14 protein-coding genes are annotated in these 17290 nt (G+C 70.4%); 8 read left to right on the top strand and 6 right to left on the bottom strand.

All coding sequences use genetic code 11. The features are described 5' to 3' along the window. Positions 1 to 2519: GH92 family glycosyl hydrolase (locus tag GRC12_RS28810; RefSeq protein WP_208782287.1), on the top strand; the 2519-nt coding region annotated here is incomplete at its 5' end. 84 nt (positions 2520 to 2603) lie between these two features. On the opposite strand, the gene GRC12_RS28815 is transcribed toward GRC12_RS28810, so the two are convergent. Then, the gene (locus GRC12_RS28815) at positions 2604 to 3089 is read right to left on the bottom strand and encodes an ATP-binding protein (protein WP_208782288.1); all 486 of its coding nucleotides are present in this window, start codon (positions 3087 to 3089) and stop codon (positions 2604 to 2606) included. Positions 3090 to 3452: 363 nt separating this feature from the next. Between GRC12_RS28815 and GRC12_RS28820 the strand changes: the two genes are divergently transcribed. The 3 genes from GRC12_RS28820 to GRC12_RS28830 all read left to right on the top strand — a co-directional run bounded on the left by GRC12_RS28820 (position 3453) and on the right by GRC12_RS28830 (position 5526). After that, positions 3453 to 3743, top strand: a complete 291-nt coding sequence (locus tag GRC12_RS28820; protein ID WP_244373915.1) for a hypothetical protein — start codon at positions 3453 to 3455, stop codon at positions 3741 to 3743. Positions 3744 to 3827: 84 nt separating this feature from the next. Continuing rightward, positions 3828 to 4106, top strand: coding sequence for a GlsB/YeaQ/YmgE family stress response membrane protein (locus GRC12_RS28825; RefSeq protein ID WP_133043849.1), 279 nt, complete (start codon positions 3828 to 3830; stop codon positions 4104 to 4106). Between the two features lie 235 nt (positions 4107 to 4341). Then, a complete protein-coding gene (locus tag GRC12_RS28830) occupies positions 4342 to 5526 on the top strand; it encodes a type III polyketide synthase (protein WP_208782289.1) in 1185 nt (394 codons plus the stop codon). Positions 5527 to 5566: 40 nt separating this feature from the next. Here GRC12_RS28830 and GRC12_RS28835 read toward each other — a convergent pair whose 3' ends face one another. Continuing rightward, entirely contained in the window at positions 5567 to 7744 is a 2178-nt protein-coding gene (locus tag GRC12_RS28835) for a SpoIIE family protein phosphatase (protein ID WP_208782290.1), read from the bottom strand. A 240-nt stretch (positions 7745 to 7984) separates the two neighbouring features. Between GRC12_RS28835 and GRC12_RS28840 the strand changes: the two genes are divergently transcribed. The 3 genes from GRC12_RS28840 (at position 7985) to GRC12_RS28850 (ending at position 13241) form a co-directional block, all read left to right on the top strand. Then, on the top strand, positions 7985 to 8548 hold the full coding sequence (locus GRC12_RS28840) for a dihydrofolate reductase family protein (protein WP_208782291.1): 564 nt from the start codon (positions 7985 to 7987) through the stop codon (positions 8546 to 8548). Positions 8549 to 8766: 218 nt separating this feature from the next. Then, positions 8767 to 12093, top strand: a complete 3327-nt coding sequence (locus GRC12_RS28845; protein ID WP_208782292.1) for a TIM-barrel domain-containing protein — start codon at positions 8767 to 8769, stop codon at positions 12091 to 12093. A 125-nt stretch (positions 12094 to 12218) separates the two neighbouring features. Beyond that, on the top strand, positions 12219 to 13241 hold the full coding sequence (locus tag GRC12_RS28850) for a helix-turn-helix domain-containing protein (RefSeq protein WP_208782293.1): 1023 nt from the start codon (positions 12219 to 12221) through the stop codon (positions 13239 to 13241). A 61-nt stretch (positions 13242 to 13302) separates the two neighbouring features. Here GRC12_RS28850 and GRC12_RS28855 read toward each other — a convergent pair whose 3' ends face one another. From GRC12_RS28855 to GRC12_RS28870, 4 genes are read right to left on the bottom strand one after another with little or no spacing between them, the layout of a single operon-like run. Next, positions 13303 to 14052 (bottom strand): D-Ala-D-Ala carboxypeptidase family metallohydrolase, encoded by a 750-nt coding sequence (locus GRC12_RS28855; protein WP_208782294.1) that lies wholly within the window; start codon positions 14050 to 14052, stop codon positions 13303 to 13305. A 40-nt stretch (positions 14053 to 14092) separates the two neighbouring features. Then, positions 14093 to 14515, bottom strand: a complete 423-nt coding sequence (locus tag GRC12_RS28860; RefSeq protein ID WP_208782295.1) for a hypothetical protein — start codon at positions 14513 to 14515, stop codon at positions 14093 to 14095. A gap of 24 nt (positions 14516 to 14539) precedes the next feature. Next, positions 14540 to 14935, bottom strand: a complete 396-nt coding sequence (locus tag GRC12_RS28865) for a hypothetical protein (RefSeq protein WP_208782296.1) — start codon at positions 14933 to 14935, stop codon at positions 14540 to 14542. A gap of 25 nt (positions 14936 to 14960) precedes the next feature. Continuing rightward, on the bottom strand, positions 14961 to 16307 hold the full coding sequence (locus tag GRC12_RS28870) for a GH25 family lysozyme (RefSeq protein WP_208782297.1): 1347 nt from the start codon (positions 16305 to 16307) through the stop codon (positions 14961 to 14963). Between the two features lie 289 nt (positions 16308 to 16596). Between GRC12_RS28870 and GRC12_RS28875 the strand changes: the two genes are divergently transcribed. After that, on the top strand, positions 16597 to 17290 hold a 694-nt coding region (locus GRC12_RS28875; RefSeq protein WP_308286662.1), incomplete at its 3' end, for a serine/threonine-protein kinase.

Here is a 17290-nt window from a genome sequence, read left to right on the forward strand (position 1 = left end):
CCCTCCACGGAAGCACCCCCAAGACGTCCGGCACCGCCCCCCGCTCCTCGGCCACGGCCGACGCCGCCCAGCCCCCCACCACGGGCGCGAACGGCATGTACCTCACCTTCGACACCTCCGCCGACCCCACGGTGAACGCGAAGGTCGGCATCTCGTACACGAGTGACGCCAACGCGGCGTCCAACCTCGCCTCCGAGGTGAGGACCTGGGACCTCGACACCGTCGAGCAGGCCAACCACAAGGCCTGGAACACCGTGCTGGACAAACTTCAGATCGGCGGCGGCACCGCCGACCAGCAGACGCAGTTCTACACGGCGCTCTACCACGCGCTGCTGCACCCGAACGTCTTCTCGGACGCCAACGGCCAGTACATGGGCATGGACAACCAGGTACACAAGCTGGCCAAGGGCCAGCAGGCCCAGTACGCCAACTACTCCGGCTGGGACACCTACCGCTCCCAGACCCAGCTGATGGCGATGGTCGAGCCCAAGGTGACCAGCGACGTCGTCACCTCGATGCTCAACGGCTACGACCAGACGGGCCTGCTGCCCAAGTGGGCCTCGAACAACGGCGAGAGCTATGTGATGGTCGGTGACCCGGCCGCCGGCATCATCACCGACGCGTACGCCTTCGGCGCCACGGACTTCGACACCGGCAAGGCCCTCGCCGCCCTCCAGCACGAGGCCACCGTCCCCAACAACGACCGCCCGGGGGAGTCGGTACGGGACACGAAGGGCTATCTCCCGCTGGACGAGAACGACTACGGCTGCTGCAACTTCTACGGCCCCGTCTCCACGCAGCTGGAGTACGACTCCGCCGACTACGCGCTGGCCGCGTTCGCCAAGTCCCTGGGCAGGACGGACGTCTACACGAAGTTCGCCACCCGCGCCCAGGACTGGATGAACGTCTTCAACCCGCAGACCGGCTATCTGCAGGCCAAGAACAAGGACGGCCAGTTCGCGGGCGGCTTCACCCCCGGCACCTCCAACGGCTTCGTGGAGGGCACCTCCGCCCAGTACACGCCGATGGTCCCCTTCAACCTCAAGCAGCTGATCCAGGCACGCGGCGGTGACCAGGCGTACTCGTCCTACCTGGACAGCCTGCTCGACGACATCACCAACCCCGGCAACACCGACGCCGACCTCAGCAACGAGCCCAGCGTGGAGATCCCCTGGGAGTACGACTACACGGGCCGGCCGTGGAAGACCCAGGCGGCCGTCCGCCAGGCCCAGCAGAAGCTGTACTTCAACGCTCCCGTCGGCTCCTTCGGCAACGACGACCTCGGCGCCATGAGCTCCTGGTACGTCTGGTCCGAGCTCGGCCTGTACCCCGAGACCCCGGGCACGGACACCCTGGCGCTCGGCAGCCCGGTCTTCCCGGTGGCCCAGGCGACCCTCGCGGGCGGCAAGACCGTCCGGATCAACGCACCGCAGGCCGCGCCCGACGCGCCCTACGTGCAGTCCCTGAACGTCAAGGGCAAGGCATGGAAGAACGCGTGGCTGACGTACGGGCAGTTCAAGGGGGCGGGCAGCCTCGACTTCACGCTCGGCACCCAGCCCGACACCTCCTGGGCGTCGGACCCGTCGGCGGCACCGCCGTCGGACACCACGGGCGGCAACCGGGTGCTCGCCGCGACCGGCCCCTCCAGCGACGGCCTGGTGCTCCAGCCCGGCGCCTCCGGTGACGCCACCCTGGTTCTGACCAACCTCGGCAGCCAGGCCGTCACGGTCGACTGGAAGGCCACGGCGCCCGCCGGCGTCACCGCGGATCCGGCGTCCGGTTCGCTGACCGTGCCCGCCGCGGGCAGCGCCGAGACGAAGGTCCATGTGACGGCGGGCACGAGCGAAGGGACCTACCCGGTCACCTTCGCGCTGACCGACCACGGCACCGGCGCGGCCCTGAGCGGGGCGACCCTCCGCGTGGCCGTCGCCAAGGCCGGGGCGCTGTGGCCGTACAACACCAACGAAGGCGTCTACCCCGACGGAGCCACCTTCTCCGGCGGCTTCGACAACGGCGGCTGGGCCTACTCCCAGAACGCGCTGTCGGCGGCCGGCGTCACCAGCGGCTCGACCCTCACCGTCGACGGCATCTCCTACACCTGGCCGACGGTGACCTCCGGTCAGCTGGACAACCTGGAGATGGCCGGCCAGACCATCCCGATGCCCGCCGGTACGTCGGGTGCCGCGCTGGGTCTGCTGGGCGCGGCGACCAACGCGCCGACCGACGGTGTCTCCGGCACCGTGACCGTCACCTACACGGACGGCACCACGTCGACGGCGACGGTCGGCTTCTCGGACTGGACGCTCAACGGCGGCTCCAGCAAGCCGATCGCGGGTGACACCACGGCCGTCACGACGGCCTACCGCGACACCGGCAGCGGAGGCCGGGACAGTGTGAAGACCTACGTCTTCGCCACGAAGCTCGCGCTGGATCCGTCGAAGCAGGTGGCGTCGATCACGCTGCCGGTGACGGGTTCGACGGGCACCGACCACCTGTTCGCCTACGGATTCGGGCAGTAGGAGCACCGCCGAGACCCGTCATGCCGAGCCGGTTCCTCCCGCACACCCGGGAACCGGCTCGGCCAGGCGCGGTTCCAGCGCGTCTCACGGCTCGCGGGTGAAGTGCCGCCCAGGGGTGTGGTTCTCCGTGTCGTCCGGGCCTCGGCCCGCATGCCCGTCCGCGGGGTCCGCGGGCGATCGGAAGCAGGCGATGACCGACTTGCCGTGGCGGCAGGGCCGGAACTCCCACTCGTCGGCCAGGGCGTCCACGAGGAACATGCCGCGTCCGCCCAGGCGCTCGGTGCTCGCGGTGCGGGGCGTCGGCGGATCGCTCGAACCGTCATGCACGCTGATGTGCAGACACTGTTCGTCCCAGGTCATGACCAACTGGGCGTTGCTGTGCGCGTGCACGTGCGCGTTGGTGACCAGCTCGGAGACCGTCAGCAGTACGGCGTCCACCGTCTGCGGGGCGGAGACGGTCCACCCGAGGGTCCTGAGGTGGTCACGTGCCCAGTCCCGGGCGGCCTTCACTTCGCTGGACAGCGGCAGCGAGCGTGCCCAGCCCACTGCTCGGAGCGAGGAACCTTCCACCGTCGCCCTTCCTCTTTTCTGGGGGTGTGCGCCGCGCACGTCCGTCCTGAGGGGATCGCCGAACCCGGTCAACGGTGGCCACGAAGCCTGCCCAACAGGCGCTGCGCCTGGGCCCGGCGCCGCGGATCGGCGGCGGCCCGCCGTGCCTGTTCGGTCACGCGTCGGCCCTGAGGGCTCCTGGCGAACTGTTTGATGCGCTCCATCATGCCGGGCATGACGCTCCTTCCCGCGGGGGTCTTGTCCGTTTCTGTCGGTTCGGTTACCCCCGACGGAGCGGCTCAGCCCTGGCACACGAGTCACCCGGCCGGAACCGGCGGACGAGACACAGGTGCAGGGCGGCTCGGCCGGGGTACTGGGCGCCGCATGGCGATGCACACTGAGTCCTTCACCCCCTGGCCGGTAGCGAGGCAGTTGCGGCGCATGCGGACCCTGTACGCGGCGGGCGTGGTGTTGTGGGCGGCTTCGAGTGCCTGGACCGGGTGGGTGTCTCCCGGCAGCCGGCCGATGTGGACGTCCTTGCTGCTGCTGGCGGTCTTCGCCGGACTTCTCGCGACGGCCAGTTGGTGGCTGCGGCGTGTGGAGTCCGCCGAGCCGGCATCCCGCAGCGTCTCGTTCTCAGGGACCGGTCTGCTGCGGGGAACTGACGAACCGTGATGTGGAAGAGATGTTTGTTCGAGCGCGGACGGTGCACACGGAGAGCTGACACAACCTTTACATGCGACGAATCGGAGACGCACTGTGGGCATCATCGCGTGGATCCTCATCGGCCTCCTCGCCGGCGCCATAGCCAAGGCCCTGATGCCGGGCAAGGACCCCGGGGGCATCATCGTCACCATGCTCATCGGCATCGTGGGCGGCCTGTTGGGCGGCTGGCTCGGCAAGGTGATCTTCGGGGTGGACTCCATCGACGGATTCTTCGACCTCTCCACCTGGGTCGCCGCGATCGTCGGGTCCCTGATTCTGCTGGTCCTCTACCGCCTCGTCACGGGCAACCGGCATTCGCACCGTCACGCATGACGCGCTGGTGACATCCGTGTCGGGCACAACGCGACGGCTCCTTCCCTTGACGAAAGGGCAGGAGCTGTCGCGTTTTTGGCGGGAGTTCCTGAGTTGGGCACCTTTGCCTCGTTTACGGCCAATGGATCGCCGGGGCGAAGTAGAGTGCCCTCACGGCGTCTTGACCCTGGGGGTTGACGATCCGGGCAGGTTCTGCTGCCCAACGCCGTGAAGATGTGCGGAGAAAGGGGCGTATATGAGCGCCTACCTGTGTCCTCCCGCTGTGCTGCACGGCGAACACGCCGTGCAGACCGGTCAGATCCTGGCGGAGGTGCGCGGCCGACATCCGCACGCGCCCTGGCTGTCGCGCATCGACGGCATCGCCGCGAGCACGGGGATCACCTCCCGCGGATGGATGCTGCCGTTCGAGACGGCCACCGCGCCCAGCGCCGGAAGCGGCCTGCGGACACCAGGAGTCGAGCCCGCCCGCGCGGCGCTGGCCCGTGACGGGTTCAGCGACCGGGAAGTGAACCGGGTGATCGCCGCGCTGGAGGCGATACCGGCGCAGCAGACCGTCCAGGAGCGCACCGCACCGGCCTGGGCTGCGGTGCAGGACTACGGCGAGCGGGCAGCCCGCGAGGCACTGGAGACCGCCGGACTGCAACCCGCCGACGTCGACTGCCTGATCACCAGCAACTCCACCACCCCGGCCCTGCCGGGGCTCGACCTGTCGTTGCTCAACCGACTCCCGCTGCGCAGGGACGTGTTGCTGCTGCCGGCCACCCAGTGGGCCTGCATCGCCGGGACCCGATCGCTGGCGCTGGCCGCCGATCTCGTCGCCGCGGACCCCGACCGCGCGGTCCTGGTGGTGATATCCGAGGCGCTGAGCACCACCTACCAGCCGGCCGACGACACGCTGGAATCCCTCATCGTCCGGCTGCTGTTCGCGGACACCGCCGTTGCCGCGGTGGTCACCGGCCGCCCCCGAGCAGAATCGATCCTGCGCCTGGACGCGGCCTGGCATCACACCCTGCCCGGGACCACGGACCTGCACCGCCTGGACACCCGGGCCGACGGGACCCACTTCGTCATGGACCGCCGTGGACCGCGTGCCGTCCAGGAGACGGTCGCCGCGATGTGGGCATGGCTGCAGGTACGCCACCAGGACGACCCGCACCCCTGGCACCCCGATCTCCTGCTCGCCCATCCCGGCGGGACCCGGGTGCTGGAGTACATGGAACAGACGATGCCCGACGGCTGGCCCCGGGGACTGCTGGCCTACAGCAGGGCCGGCTACACCACGGGCAACCGCGGCGGCGCCGCCGTACTCGACATCCTGCGGCGCGCGTACGACGCCGGCCAGAAATCCGGCAGTCGCACCGTGCTGTACGCGGCCGCGCCCGGACTGACCGCCACGGCCGTGGAGGGGGAGTGGCTGTGAGGCGGTGACCGGGACCCGCCCGCTCGTCCCGGCAGCCGCCCTACACGTCGAGTTCCGCCCACACGGCCTTTCCGGCGTCGGTCCACCGCACGCCCCAGCGCGTGGTGAGCTTGTGGACCACGTGCAGGCCGCGCCCGCTGTCGCCGAGCAGTTCGGCGCGGCGCAGACGCGGCCGGCCGTTGCCCACGTCGCCGACCTCGCACGTGAGGCGGTGGCCGGCTTTGACCAGCCGTAGCGTGACGGGCCCGGTGCCGAAGAGGACGGCGTTGGTGACCAGCTCGCTGATCACCAGCAGCGCGCTGTCCCGGCCCTGGTCGCTGGTGCCCCATCGCCCCAGCAGGGCGGCGACCAGAGCGCGGGCGCGGGCGGCGGTGTCGTCGGCGGCGGGCAGTCGCCAGGTCGCCGTGTCCCGGCTGCGCCGGCCGGTCGTACGGGCGAGCAGCAGGGTCACGTCGTCGCGCAGGCGTCCCTTCGGGGCCAGCTCGGCGACCACGCGACGCGCGGCCTGCTGCAGATCGTCCCAGGGGTGCACCTCACGGACCGCTTCCTTCAGCCGCTCGATGCCCTCATCGATGGAGGCCACCGGGTCCTCCACCAGACCGTCGGTGTACAGGGCGAGGAGCGAACCGGGCGGTGCGGCGAACGACTGCAGGTCGAACGGCTCCCGCACCGCGAACTCGGCACCCAGTCCGGGGTGCGGCTGTGCGGTGACGGTGGTGGCTGAGCCGTCCGGGTGAACGAGGATCGGGGGCAGGTGCCCCGCGTTGGACATCACCACGCGGTGGTCGACGGCATCGTAGACCGCGATGCAGCATGTCGAGCCCAGCGCGCTGTAGCCCGCCGCCAGGCCCGCGTCCGTGTCGTCGAGGAGCGTGACCGTCTCGTCGAGACGCTCCAGTACCTCGTCCGGGCCCAGCCCCGCCGACAGCAGCGCGCGCGCCTCCATGCTCAGCTGGCCCATGGCCGCCGCGGCTCCCAGACCGTGCCCGACCACGTCACCGACCACCAGCGCGGTGCGGTCGCCCGGCAGCGGGAAGCTGTTCACCCAGTCCCCGCCGACGCCCGCGCTGTCGGGGGTGGTGGGCTGGTAGACGCTGGCGACCTCGATGGTGTCGCTGCCGGTCCGCGGCAGCAGCCGGCGCTGCAACGCCAGGACCTGGGCGTGCTCCCGCTGATGCTGGCGGGCCAGATCCACGTGCCGGGCGGTCTTGGCCACAAGTTCCTGCAGGTCGAGCAGCTCGCTGTCACGGAAGGGATGCTCCGGTCGGCGCCAGACCTCCGTCACCCCCAGCACGATGGGTCCCGGAGTGCCTTCCGGCCCGCTGACCACCAGCGGTATGCACGCCACGCTCGCGGGCAGGTTGCCGGGCACCAGGGCGCGCACCAGCCGGGGATCGCCGAGCACCCGCTCGATCGCCGCACGGTCGGGAATGACGACGGCCTGCGGCACGTCGTCGCGCGTCACCGCGCCCACCAGCAGACGGCTCGCCTCGCGGGGAAGGTTGTCCCCGCGCGTCAGATACCCCTCGGGCCAGGCCCGGTCCGGCGCCAGGGCCGCCCGACGCAGCCGGATGCGCTCGTGCGCCTGCTCGATGACCGCCTCTCCCGTCCACACGGCGAAATCGAAGTCAACGGCGGCCACGTCACCCCAGGCCAGCAGGGACTGGGCCAGGGACTGCGCCGTCTCGCCGATGTCCAGGGACGTCCCGATCGCGGCGGCGGAGGCGTACAGATGCAGCCGTCTGGCCATGGCGATCAGGGAGACCGTCAGTCCGCCCGGTGACGCCGCGGCAGGCAGGATGCTCATCGAGACCACCAGGTCGGTGCCGTCGTCCCGCCGCAGGCGCTGGACCCGGGCGACGTGCGCCTCCTGCGTCTCGATGACGTTGCGCAGCCGCTCGGTGACGGTCGGTACGTCCTCGGGCGGCAGCAGCGCGGAGAAGGCCGTGCCCGGCGCGGCGCTGACACCGGCGAAAGGGGGCGCGTCCAGATTGCAGCTGGTGATCGTCAGACTCCGGTCGAGGTTGACCACCGCGAGGATCTGTTCCTGACCTCCGCCCTCACGCCTCTCGCCCGCGGGTCCCTGGCCGCGACGGGCCCTCTGCGGACCGGCGGGGCTCCGGGCCGCCATGGCTCCCGCCCGGGGGACGTAGTCCGCCAGGGCGCCGCTGACCATGTCGAACGGCGAGTCGGGCGAAGAGGAGGATGTGGGGTCCATGCGGCTCACTCAGCTCGCTGACTCCGGCACACGCCGGAGAGGCATTCCCGAGTACGTGCGAATCGAGCCCCGAGATCCCTCACCGCACACCTCTTGGATAGCACAAAACGCCGTCCTGACCGTAGGGGGAGCCGTCGGCGAAGGAGTCCGAGCCGGGAAAACGCGCACGTCCTGATGTCTCTCAAGGAAATGATCTCCGGGCGGCCCTAGTCTCGGTCCCGTCACCGAGGAGGACTTCTGATGCGCAGCGTGACCTATTCGATGAGCATGTCGCTCGACGGCTACATCGTCGGACCGGACGGCCGTTTCGACTGGACGGCGCCGGACCCGGACGTCTTCCGCTTCTGGATCGACGAGATCCGAGACGTCGGCGTCCACCTGATGGGACGACGGCTGTACGAGACGATGTTGTACTGGGAGACGGCCGAGCAGGATCCGACGCTCGGCGAGGCGGAGCTCGAGTGGACCGCGCTGTGGAAGCCGCTTCCCAAGGTGGTGTTCTCCTCCACCCTGCAGGCGGTGCAGGGAAACGCCCGCCTGGCCTCCGGCAGCGTGGCGGAGGAGATCGAACGGTTGCGCGACGAGCCCGGCGAGGGCGAGATCGCGATCGGAGGCGCCACCCTCGCCGCCGAAGTCGCCGCCGCGGGCCTGATCGACGAGTACCGCGCGATCGTCTACCCGGTACTGGTCGGCGGAGGCATTCCGTTCTTCCCCCGCCACGAGCGCCGGGTGGACCTCGAACTCGTCGAGACCCGGACCTTCAGCTCCCGCTTCGTCTACCTCCGCCACCGGGTGGTGCGGTAGGGACTGTTGCGACAACCTCGCGCAGGGGCCCTCATGATGTCGCAGGGCCCGCCCTCCGGGCGGACGGCAGGACTTTCGCAACAGGGGCCGGCCGACCGTCCGACACCGACCTGAACGAGGTCTTATCAGCACCGCTGTCAACGACATACCCTCGCGCCACTCGCACACCCAACGCGAGCACGTAGGTGTCATCCGGCTTGCAGGGAAACGGAGTTGACATGGCAGCCGCATCGCAGAGACGACGGCTCGGATCCCTACGGCGGCAGGTGGGCGCGGTCGCCGCTCTCGCCATCGCCGCCGCGACGCTGACAGGGACCCCGCCGGCGTCGGCCAGGAGTTCGCAGGGGCATCGCATTCCGACGGTCAGGTCGGGGGACGCGCGGTTCGAGATCCTCTCGCCGACGCTGATCCGCACCGAGTACGCGGGCGACGGCGAGTTCACCGATGCCCCCACCTTCAACGCGATCGGGCGCGGCGGCTTCGACCCGGCCGCCTACACGGCCGGCACCTCCGGAGGCTGGCTGACCATCAGGACGAGGGCGCTGACTCTGCGCTACCAGGTGGGCTCCGGGCCCTTCAACGCCCGTAACCTGTCGGTGCACCTGACTGCCGGCGGTACCCCGGTGACCGCCACTCCGTGGCAGCGGCTGACCTGCGAGGTCGGCGCGCTGTGCGAGGCGGAGACCCTTCAGCTGAACGGGCTGTCCGTGGCGGCCGACCACGCCGGCCACACCGGCACCGGCTTCGCCGCGGGCTTCGAGGGCACCGGCAGTTCGGCATCCGCCGACATCGATGTCAAGCAGGCCGGTGCGTACCAGTTCGGCCTGCGGTACGCCAACTCCCGTGGCGCGGACGGCCAGACCCGCACCCGAACGCTGACCCTCTCGGTGGACGGCGGCGAGCCACGGACGGTGACCCTGCCGACCACGGCCGACTGGGACACCTGGACCCTGGCCACCGCGCACCTCGACCTGACCGCGGGCCACCACACGATCGCTCTGACCCGGACCGCCTCGGACAGCGGCGACGTCAACGTCGACAGCGTCGCCCTGGTGCACCCCGGTGACGCCTATCCGCCGGTCGACAGCACGGCGATCACCGACTGCCTGCTCGGCACGAGCTGCGAGGCGGAAGCCGGAAGGATCGGCGGCGGTGCCGTCAGCGCCACCGACCACACGGGATACGCGGGCAACGGTTTCGTCGCGGAGCTCAACAAGGGCGCGGGCCTGACCACCCATGTGGTCGGCGTTCCGGCCGACGGCACCTACACGCTGCGAGTGCGGTACGCCAACGGCACCGGCAGCGACGGCCTCCACCAGACCCGTACCGCCTCCGTCTCCGCCGGCAGCGCCACCGCCCCCCTGGCACTGCCGGCCACACAGGACTGGGACACCTGGGCGACCGCCTCGGTACCCGTCGCCCTGAAGGCGGGCGACAACGACGTCACCCTCGACTGCCCCGAGGCGGCGAGCTGCCACGTCAACCTCGACACCGTCTCCGTGGCCGCCCCACAGCAGGCCGCACCGGCGCCACACCTCGCCCTCGGCGGCTACCGCCGGGGCCTGGACGGCGTGAACGGAGACGGCGGCGCCCCGGTCACCACCCCCGGTCTGCTGCACCGGGACGGCTGGTACCTGCTGGACGACACCCCCTCGGCGCTCTACGACACCGCCTCCAAGAAGGCCACCCCCCGCCCCTCGCACGGCGGTTCGCCCTACCAGGACGGCTACCTCTTCGGCTACGGCCACGCCTACAAGCAGGCACTCACCGACCTCGCCACCCTGACCGGACCACCCCGGCTGCTGCCGCAGTGGGCGTACGGCGTGTGGTACTCGGAGTACATCGACCGCACCGCGGCGGACTACGAGCACACGATCCTTCCTGCCTTCCGGTCCGAACACGTGCCGCTGGACGTGCTGGTGACCGACACGGACTTCAAGGCCGTCAACACCTGGAGCGGTTGGGAGATGGACCCGGCCAAGTTCCCCGACCCGAAGGGCTTCTTCGACTGGTCGGCCGCGCAGGGGCTGCACAACACCCTCAACGTGCACCCGAGCATCCTCGCCTCCGACCCGGAGTTCGCCCGGGCGCAGGCCACGGCCAAGGGCAAGCTGACGAAGGGCGGTTGCGCCGCGGCCGCCGCGGTCGACGACACCTGCTACACCTTCGACTTCGGCGACCCCGACCAGCTCAAGGCGTACCTGGACCTGCACCGGACCCTGGACGAGCAGGGCAACGACTTCTGGTGGCTCGACTGGTGCTGCGACTCCTCCCAGTCGTCACAGCGGGGCGTCACACCGGACGCCTGGATCAACCAGCAGTACGCCACCCTCACCGGCGGGACCGACAGCCGCGGATTCGTCCTCTCCCGCGCCTACGGCTCCCTCCAGGCGGGCGGTTACAGCGGCCAGCAGGCGCTGCCGACCGGACCCTGGGCGGACAAGCGCACCACCGTGCACTTCACCGGCGACACCGCCTCCACCTGGGGCACGCTGAAGCTGGAGGTCGGCTACACGCCGGGGGAGTCCGCCGCGACCGGGTCGGCGGCCATCACCCACGACATCGGCGGGCACAACGACACGACAGGGCTGACCGGTTCGGAGACCTACACCGACGGCGGCCAGACCCGTACCACGCACAAGCTCCCCGACGACCTGTACGCGCGCTGGGTGCAGTTCGGCGCGTTCCAGCCGATCGACCGGCTGCACAGCAACCACAGCGACCGGCTGCCCTGGCAGTACGGCACACAGGCACGGAAGTCGGCCGACAGGTTCCTCAACCTCCGTGAGAACCTGGTGCCGTACACCTACGCACTGGCCGCGGAGGCGAACCGGACCGGTGTGCCGATCGTCCGTCCGACCTACCTGGAGTATCCGGACGAGGCACGCGCCTACGAGACGGCCGGCAGCGAGTACTTCTACGGCTCCGACGTCCTGGTCGCCCCGGTGACGACACCGGGCACGACGGCGACCACCAGCGTGTGGTTCCCGCCCGGCCGGTGGACCGACTACTTCACCGGCCGGACGTACCAGGGCGGCACCACCCAGGACGTCACCACCGGCCTGGACACCATGCCGGTGTTCGTCAGGGCGGGCGGCATCCTGCCGACCCGCACCCATGACGTCACCGACGACGACCGCAACCCGCTCACCGACGTCACCCTGACCGTGGCCTCCGGCGCGTCGGGCTCGTACCGCCTGTACGAGGACGACGGAACCACCGGGCGGAAGGGACACAGCGCCACCACGACCGTGCGGTACGAGGACAAGGGCACGCGCCACACCGTGTCGATCGACCCGGCGGGGGGCTCCTTCCACGGCCAGGTGCAAAGCCGCCGCTGGACCCTGTCCGTCCTGGGCACGACCCGTGCGCCGGCCAAGGTGAGCGCGACCGGAGTGCGGCTGACCCCGCACGACTACCGCTGGGACAGCTCCACCGGCACACTCACGATCACCCTGTCCCGGCACACCGTCCACGGCCCGATCAGCGTCACCTTCCAGGACTCGGCTGTGAAATCCCTTTCCGCGAGGCGAGAGAGAAGTTGACGCTTTTTCAAACGGTGTCATTTACAAGGGAATTACTGACAGGTGCCGCACAGGAAAGGGCTCGCCACTTCCCTTCCGCGGTGTAACTTCTACCCGTCAGTAGGGGCTTGAACAAGGGGGGATCTGTGGCTGCCTCTCCGCGAACCGAGAAATTCGCCGCATACCTGCGGATGCTGAAAGAGCGCAGTGGCCGGGGATACGACCGCCTCGGCAAGGAGGCGGGCGTCAGCGGTTCCAGCCTGCATCGGTACTGCTCCGGCCTCAGCGTCCCGGCGGACTACCGGGTGGTGCACGCCTTCGCCAAGGTGTGCGGTGCCAGCGCGGAGGAGCTGCGCGAGCTGCACCGGCTGTGGGCTCTGGCGGACAGCGAACGGGACGCGCCGGAGCCCACGGCCGAGGAGGAGGTGCAGGCTGGTCCCGCACCGGAGGATGTCACGCCGCCGACGGCCACCCTCGATGAGGAGCCGCCACGGTCCTGGCTGCCCCGGCAGCTGTCACCCCGGCTCGCGATCCTGGCCGCCGTCGTCGCGGTGCTGCTGGTGGCCGGGTTCGTGTGGCTGCCCTCCGAGAACACTGCCGGTGACGCTCCGACCGGGGACAGGGTGCTGGACTCCCCGGGATGCGCGACGGTGAGCATGGGAGAGCATGACGAGTGCGTGCGCGAGGTGCAGAGCCTGCTGGTGCGGGCCAAGGGAAAGCTCGCCGTCGACAGTGACTTCGGGCCGGAGACCCTGCGCAGGGTGACCGCCTTCCAGGTGCTGGCGGGCGTGACGGCCAGGGGCGTGGTCGACCAGGACACCAAGAAGGCGCTGTACGCGCAGAAGGTGAGCATGGTGACCTGGTCGCCGGACCGGGTGGCGAAGCGGATCCGGGAGGTGTTCGTCGAGGACCCCGGCACCGCCGTGGCCATCGCCCGCTGCGCCTCGTTCCTCGACCCGCTGTACGTCCTGCCCAACACCAACGGCAGCCGCAACTGGGGCGTCTTCCAGATATCCGACGCCCGCCTGCGCGACCTCGGCGGCACACCGCTGCGGGCGTTCGACCCGGACTGGAACATCAAGGCCGCCCACCGGCTGTGGGCCGTACGGCACGACTTCCACGACTGGCCCTCTTGCCAGGCGGCCCTCAAGAACACGCCGAAGAGCTGACGCGTGGAGCTCCGGGCGCCGCGGTTGCGACACCCGGAGCTCCACTCCCCCGACAGCGGCGTCAGACGGTGCCGTTCTCCCACCACCAGTCACGGCCGAGGTCGGCCCGGCTGTCGACGTGCTGGTGGTCGGTGTTGTACGTCTCCAGCCCGGAGAACCCGCAGGTCTCCGCCTTCTGGTAGACGGTCTTGTTGGCCACGCCGGGCACGTCGAGGTCGGCCGCGGTGCCGTACAGGTGCATGCTGTCGCTGGCGCCGCCGATCTCGGCGTTGTGCGCGATGCTGCGGAAGCCGGAGTTGACGGTGATCGGCTTGTCGCCCAGCTTCTTGCGCAGCGCCTCCAGCTTGTACATGCAGCGGCGGACGTTCTCCTTCACCTGCGAGGCGCTGAGCTTGCCGCCGTTGAAGGTGCCGTCCGACTGGTTGACGAACTCGCTCCAGTTGAAGTGGAGCGTGGAACCGTCCGACTGCTCCAGGGAGTTGAGCTTGGCCTGGGTGTTGGGCCCGACGCTGCCGTCGGCGGAGAGGCCGTACGCCGCCTGGAACCGGCGCACGGCCGCCGCCGTACCGGGGCCGAAGTCGCCGTCGATGCTGACCCGGCTGTGGCTGGCGCTGTCCGCCGCCCAGCCGGCGACCCGGATCTGCAGCTCGGTCACGTCGGCGCCGCTGTCGCCCTGGTTCAGGGTGCGCGACCACGAATAGGCCTGCGCGGTGCCGGAGAACAGCAGCTGGCCGAACGCGACGCCGGCGCCTGCGGCCAGGGTGCCGCGCAGCATGGTGCGGCGCTTCATGGGGCGGAAGGAGGAAGCCATGGTCGTCCTTTCGGGAACGGGAGCGGTGAGAGGCGCGCGGTCAGTAGGCGATCTGGAAGGTGACGTTCTGCGCGTCGATGTCGTAGGCGTGCACCCGCAGGACGAAGTGGGTGCCGTCCTTGACGTCGGTGGCGACGGTGGCCCACTCGGTGCCGTGCGTCGTGTACGCGTCGTCGTTGTTGCACTTGCTGGTGTGGTCGACGAACACCACACAGGCGTCCAGGAAGATGCCCTGCGGTCCGTCCGTGAGGAGGCGCATATTGATGTCGTTGCACCGCGAGGTCGTGGTGTAGGTGCCGTACTCCTTGGCGGCCGCCTGGTAGTGGTACGTCAGGGTCTTGGCCCCGCCGTAGCAGCTGGTGGCGGCAGCGGCCGAGGGCTGCGCCGAGGCGGGCGCGACACCCGCCGTCAGCAGCGCGGCCGTGGTGAACAGGGCCGAGGCGAACGCTCTTGTGCCGATCATGGTGGTCTCCGTGGATGAGGGGGGTCAGTAGGCGATCTGCATGACGGCGTCGTCGCCCTCCAGGGGCACGCCGGCGGGCACCGTGAACTTGCTGTCGTCCAGGACGTCGGTGGCGATGGTCGTCCAGCTCCGGCCGACCCTGGTCCAGTGGTTGCAGGTGCCGTACTTCGCGAACTTCACGCAGGCGTTGACGTAGTCGGCGGTTCCGCCGATGACGCGCATGTTGATGTCGTTGCAGCGACTCGTGGTCCAGTAGGGGCCGAACTCGAGTGCGTCCCCGTAGTGCACGGTGACCGCCCCGCCGTAGCAGGAGGTCGCCGCGGCGGCCGGAGCGGCCGAGGCGGAGGCGGTCGTGGTTGCGGTGAGGCCCAGGGCCACGAGCAGCGCGACCGGAAGCGCGCGTGCGAACCGGGTGGTCATACGGGTTCTCCTGTCGCGGGCGGGGTCAGCGATTGGCCAGACGGTCCAGATCGGCCTGGGTGCCGTTGAACACGTCAGCGGTCGCCGGCGCCTGGATGCCGGGGAACAGTGCGGCGTCGGTGTACTGCCACATCGTCCAGGTCGTGGAGCCGTTCGGCAGCGGCGGCTGGGTGATCGACTGGCGGTAGTCCGCGAGTTGCATCGGATAGCGGGCGAAGGCGGTCGTCGAGCCCAGGCAGTCGTCCAGGAAGGACTTCTGGGTGTAGATGATCGGAGTGCGGCCGAAGGCGGCCTCGACCCGGTCGAGCCAGGCCCTGATGTCGGCGACCGTGCCGTGGACGGGGCAGCGTCCCGTGCCGTCGTCCATGCGCTCCAGGTCGAAGACCGGGGGCAGGTCGCCCGCCCGCTGCCCGGTGTAGCCGGTCGCGCGTACGGCGGCGATGAACCGGTCGGCCTGCGCGGCACCCGTGTCCGGCGAACTGCCCGTGTAGAAGTGGTACGGCGCGACGGCCAGCCCCGCCGCCCTGGCCGCCGGGAGGTCGGTGGCGAGGTACTCGTCGGTGACGTTCATGCCCCGGGTCGCCTTCACCGTCGCGAACTCGACACCCGAGGCCCGCACGGCCTTCCAGTCGATCGGCGCACCGCCCGGATGCTGGTACTTGGCCGTGTCCAGGCCGTCGATGGAGTAGCCGGCCGGGCGCGGGGGAGTGCAGTAGGTGTTACGACTGGACCAATCCACCAGCCTGGCCCAGGTGTTGGGGCCCACGACGCCGTCGGCACTGAGGCCGGCGCAGTGCTGGAGCTCGATGACCCGGCCCTCGGTCCCGCCCCCGAAGTCGCCGTCGACGGTCAGCGGCGGATAGTGGTACGGCTCCATGGCCAGGTTCAGCCGGCACTGCACCTCCTTGACCTCGACGCCGTTCGCGCCCTTGCGCAGCGTCGGCCGCGTGTCGGTGTGGCCGCACACGGTCGACTGCGCCGTACTCGCCGTGCCCTGGGTGGCGCAGGTGTGCGGCCCGGCGGCCCAGGTGTTCAGCGCCGCCCAGGTCTGCGGGCCGAGGACACCGTCCACGCCCAGCCCGGCGCACCGCTGGAACTCCTTGACCCGCGTCTCCGTCGCCGGCCCGAACGAACCGTCCGCCGCGATCGGCGTGTACCGGCTCGGTTTCGTCGCCAGGTTGAGCTCGCACTGCGCCTCGACCGCCGCGTCCCCCGTCGATCCCCGCTGCAGTGTGGGCTGTGTGCTCGTGTGCCCGCAGACCGCGACCGCGGTGGCGGCGGACCCTGCCGCGTGCACGACCGCTGAACCGCACAGGGGCAGGACCGCTGCCACGGCGAGGGTCAGACCCCGCAGAAGCGTCCTTCGTCCCATCTGGTGTTCCCCCTCTGATGAGTGGCCGGGAGCCCCCGGCGCGGATCATGCTGGCAGCGCCCGTCCCCAACCGGACCCCGTCACCCCCCCATTGGGACGCCGGGATGGTCTCAGGGGCGTGACCTGCGAAGACCGGGCCGCGGTGGGACGAACGCGGGACGCCGGCGGAGACGAACGACACCGGAGATGTGTCTTCTCTGTGCAAGCGGGAGCTGGAGGGGTACCTGCGACTGGCGGCCGGTCGGCGGCCGCGTCCGGCGGTGCTGTTCTATGAGGCAGGGGGATCGAGGTGGGGTTGCGTGAGGCGCACGGCGCCCGGCCGTCCGGGCGCTTCGCCCGGATTCTGGCGGGCCGTTACCGTCTGGACGCGCTGATCGGCTCGGGAGGCGCGGCGGACGTCCACCGGGGCTTCGACCTGCGGTTGCGACGACCGGTGGCCGTAAAGATCTTCCGTGCGGGCACCGGCTTCGACACGGAGGAGGACTTCCGCAGCGAGGCGGTCATCCTCGCCCGGCTGCACCATCCGGGGCTTGTGACCGCGTACGACGCCGGACGCCACGACGGTGAGGCGTTCCTGGTCATGCAACTCGTCGACGGACCCACCCTCAAAGCCCGCCTCGCACAGAGCCCTCTGTCTGGTGAGGCGACCGCAGCGCTCGGTGCCGAACTGGCCGACGCCCTCGCGCACGCCCATGAAGAGGGGATCATCCACCGGGACGTCAAACCGTCCAACATCCTTCTGGACGCCTCCGGCCGACCTCATCTCACCGACTTCGGGATCTCCCGGCGCCTGGACGCCACCACCCGGACAGCCACCGGCACCCTGGTCGGCACGGCGGCCTATCTCTCCCCCGAGCAGGTACTCGGCCGGCCCGTGGGTCGCCCCGCCGACGTCTACGCGCTCGGCCTGGTCCTCCTCGAATGCCTCACCGGCAGACTCGAATACGACGGCACTCCCCTGGAGGCGGCCATAGCCCGGGTAC

This window comes from Streptomyces griseorubiginosus (assembly GCF_017614965.1).
Lineage (GTDB): Bacteria > Actinomycetota > Actinomycetes > Streptomycetales > Streptomycetaceae > Streptomyces > Streptomyces griseorubiginosus_B.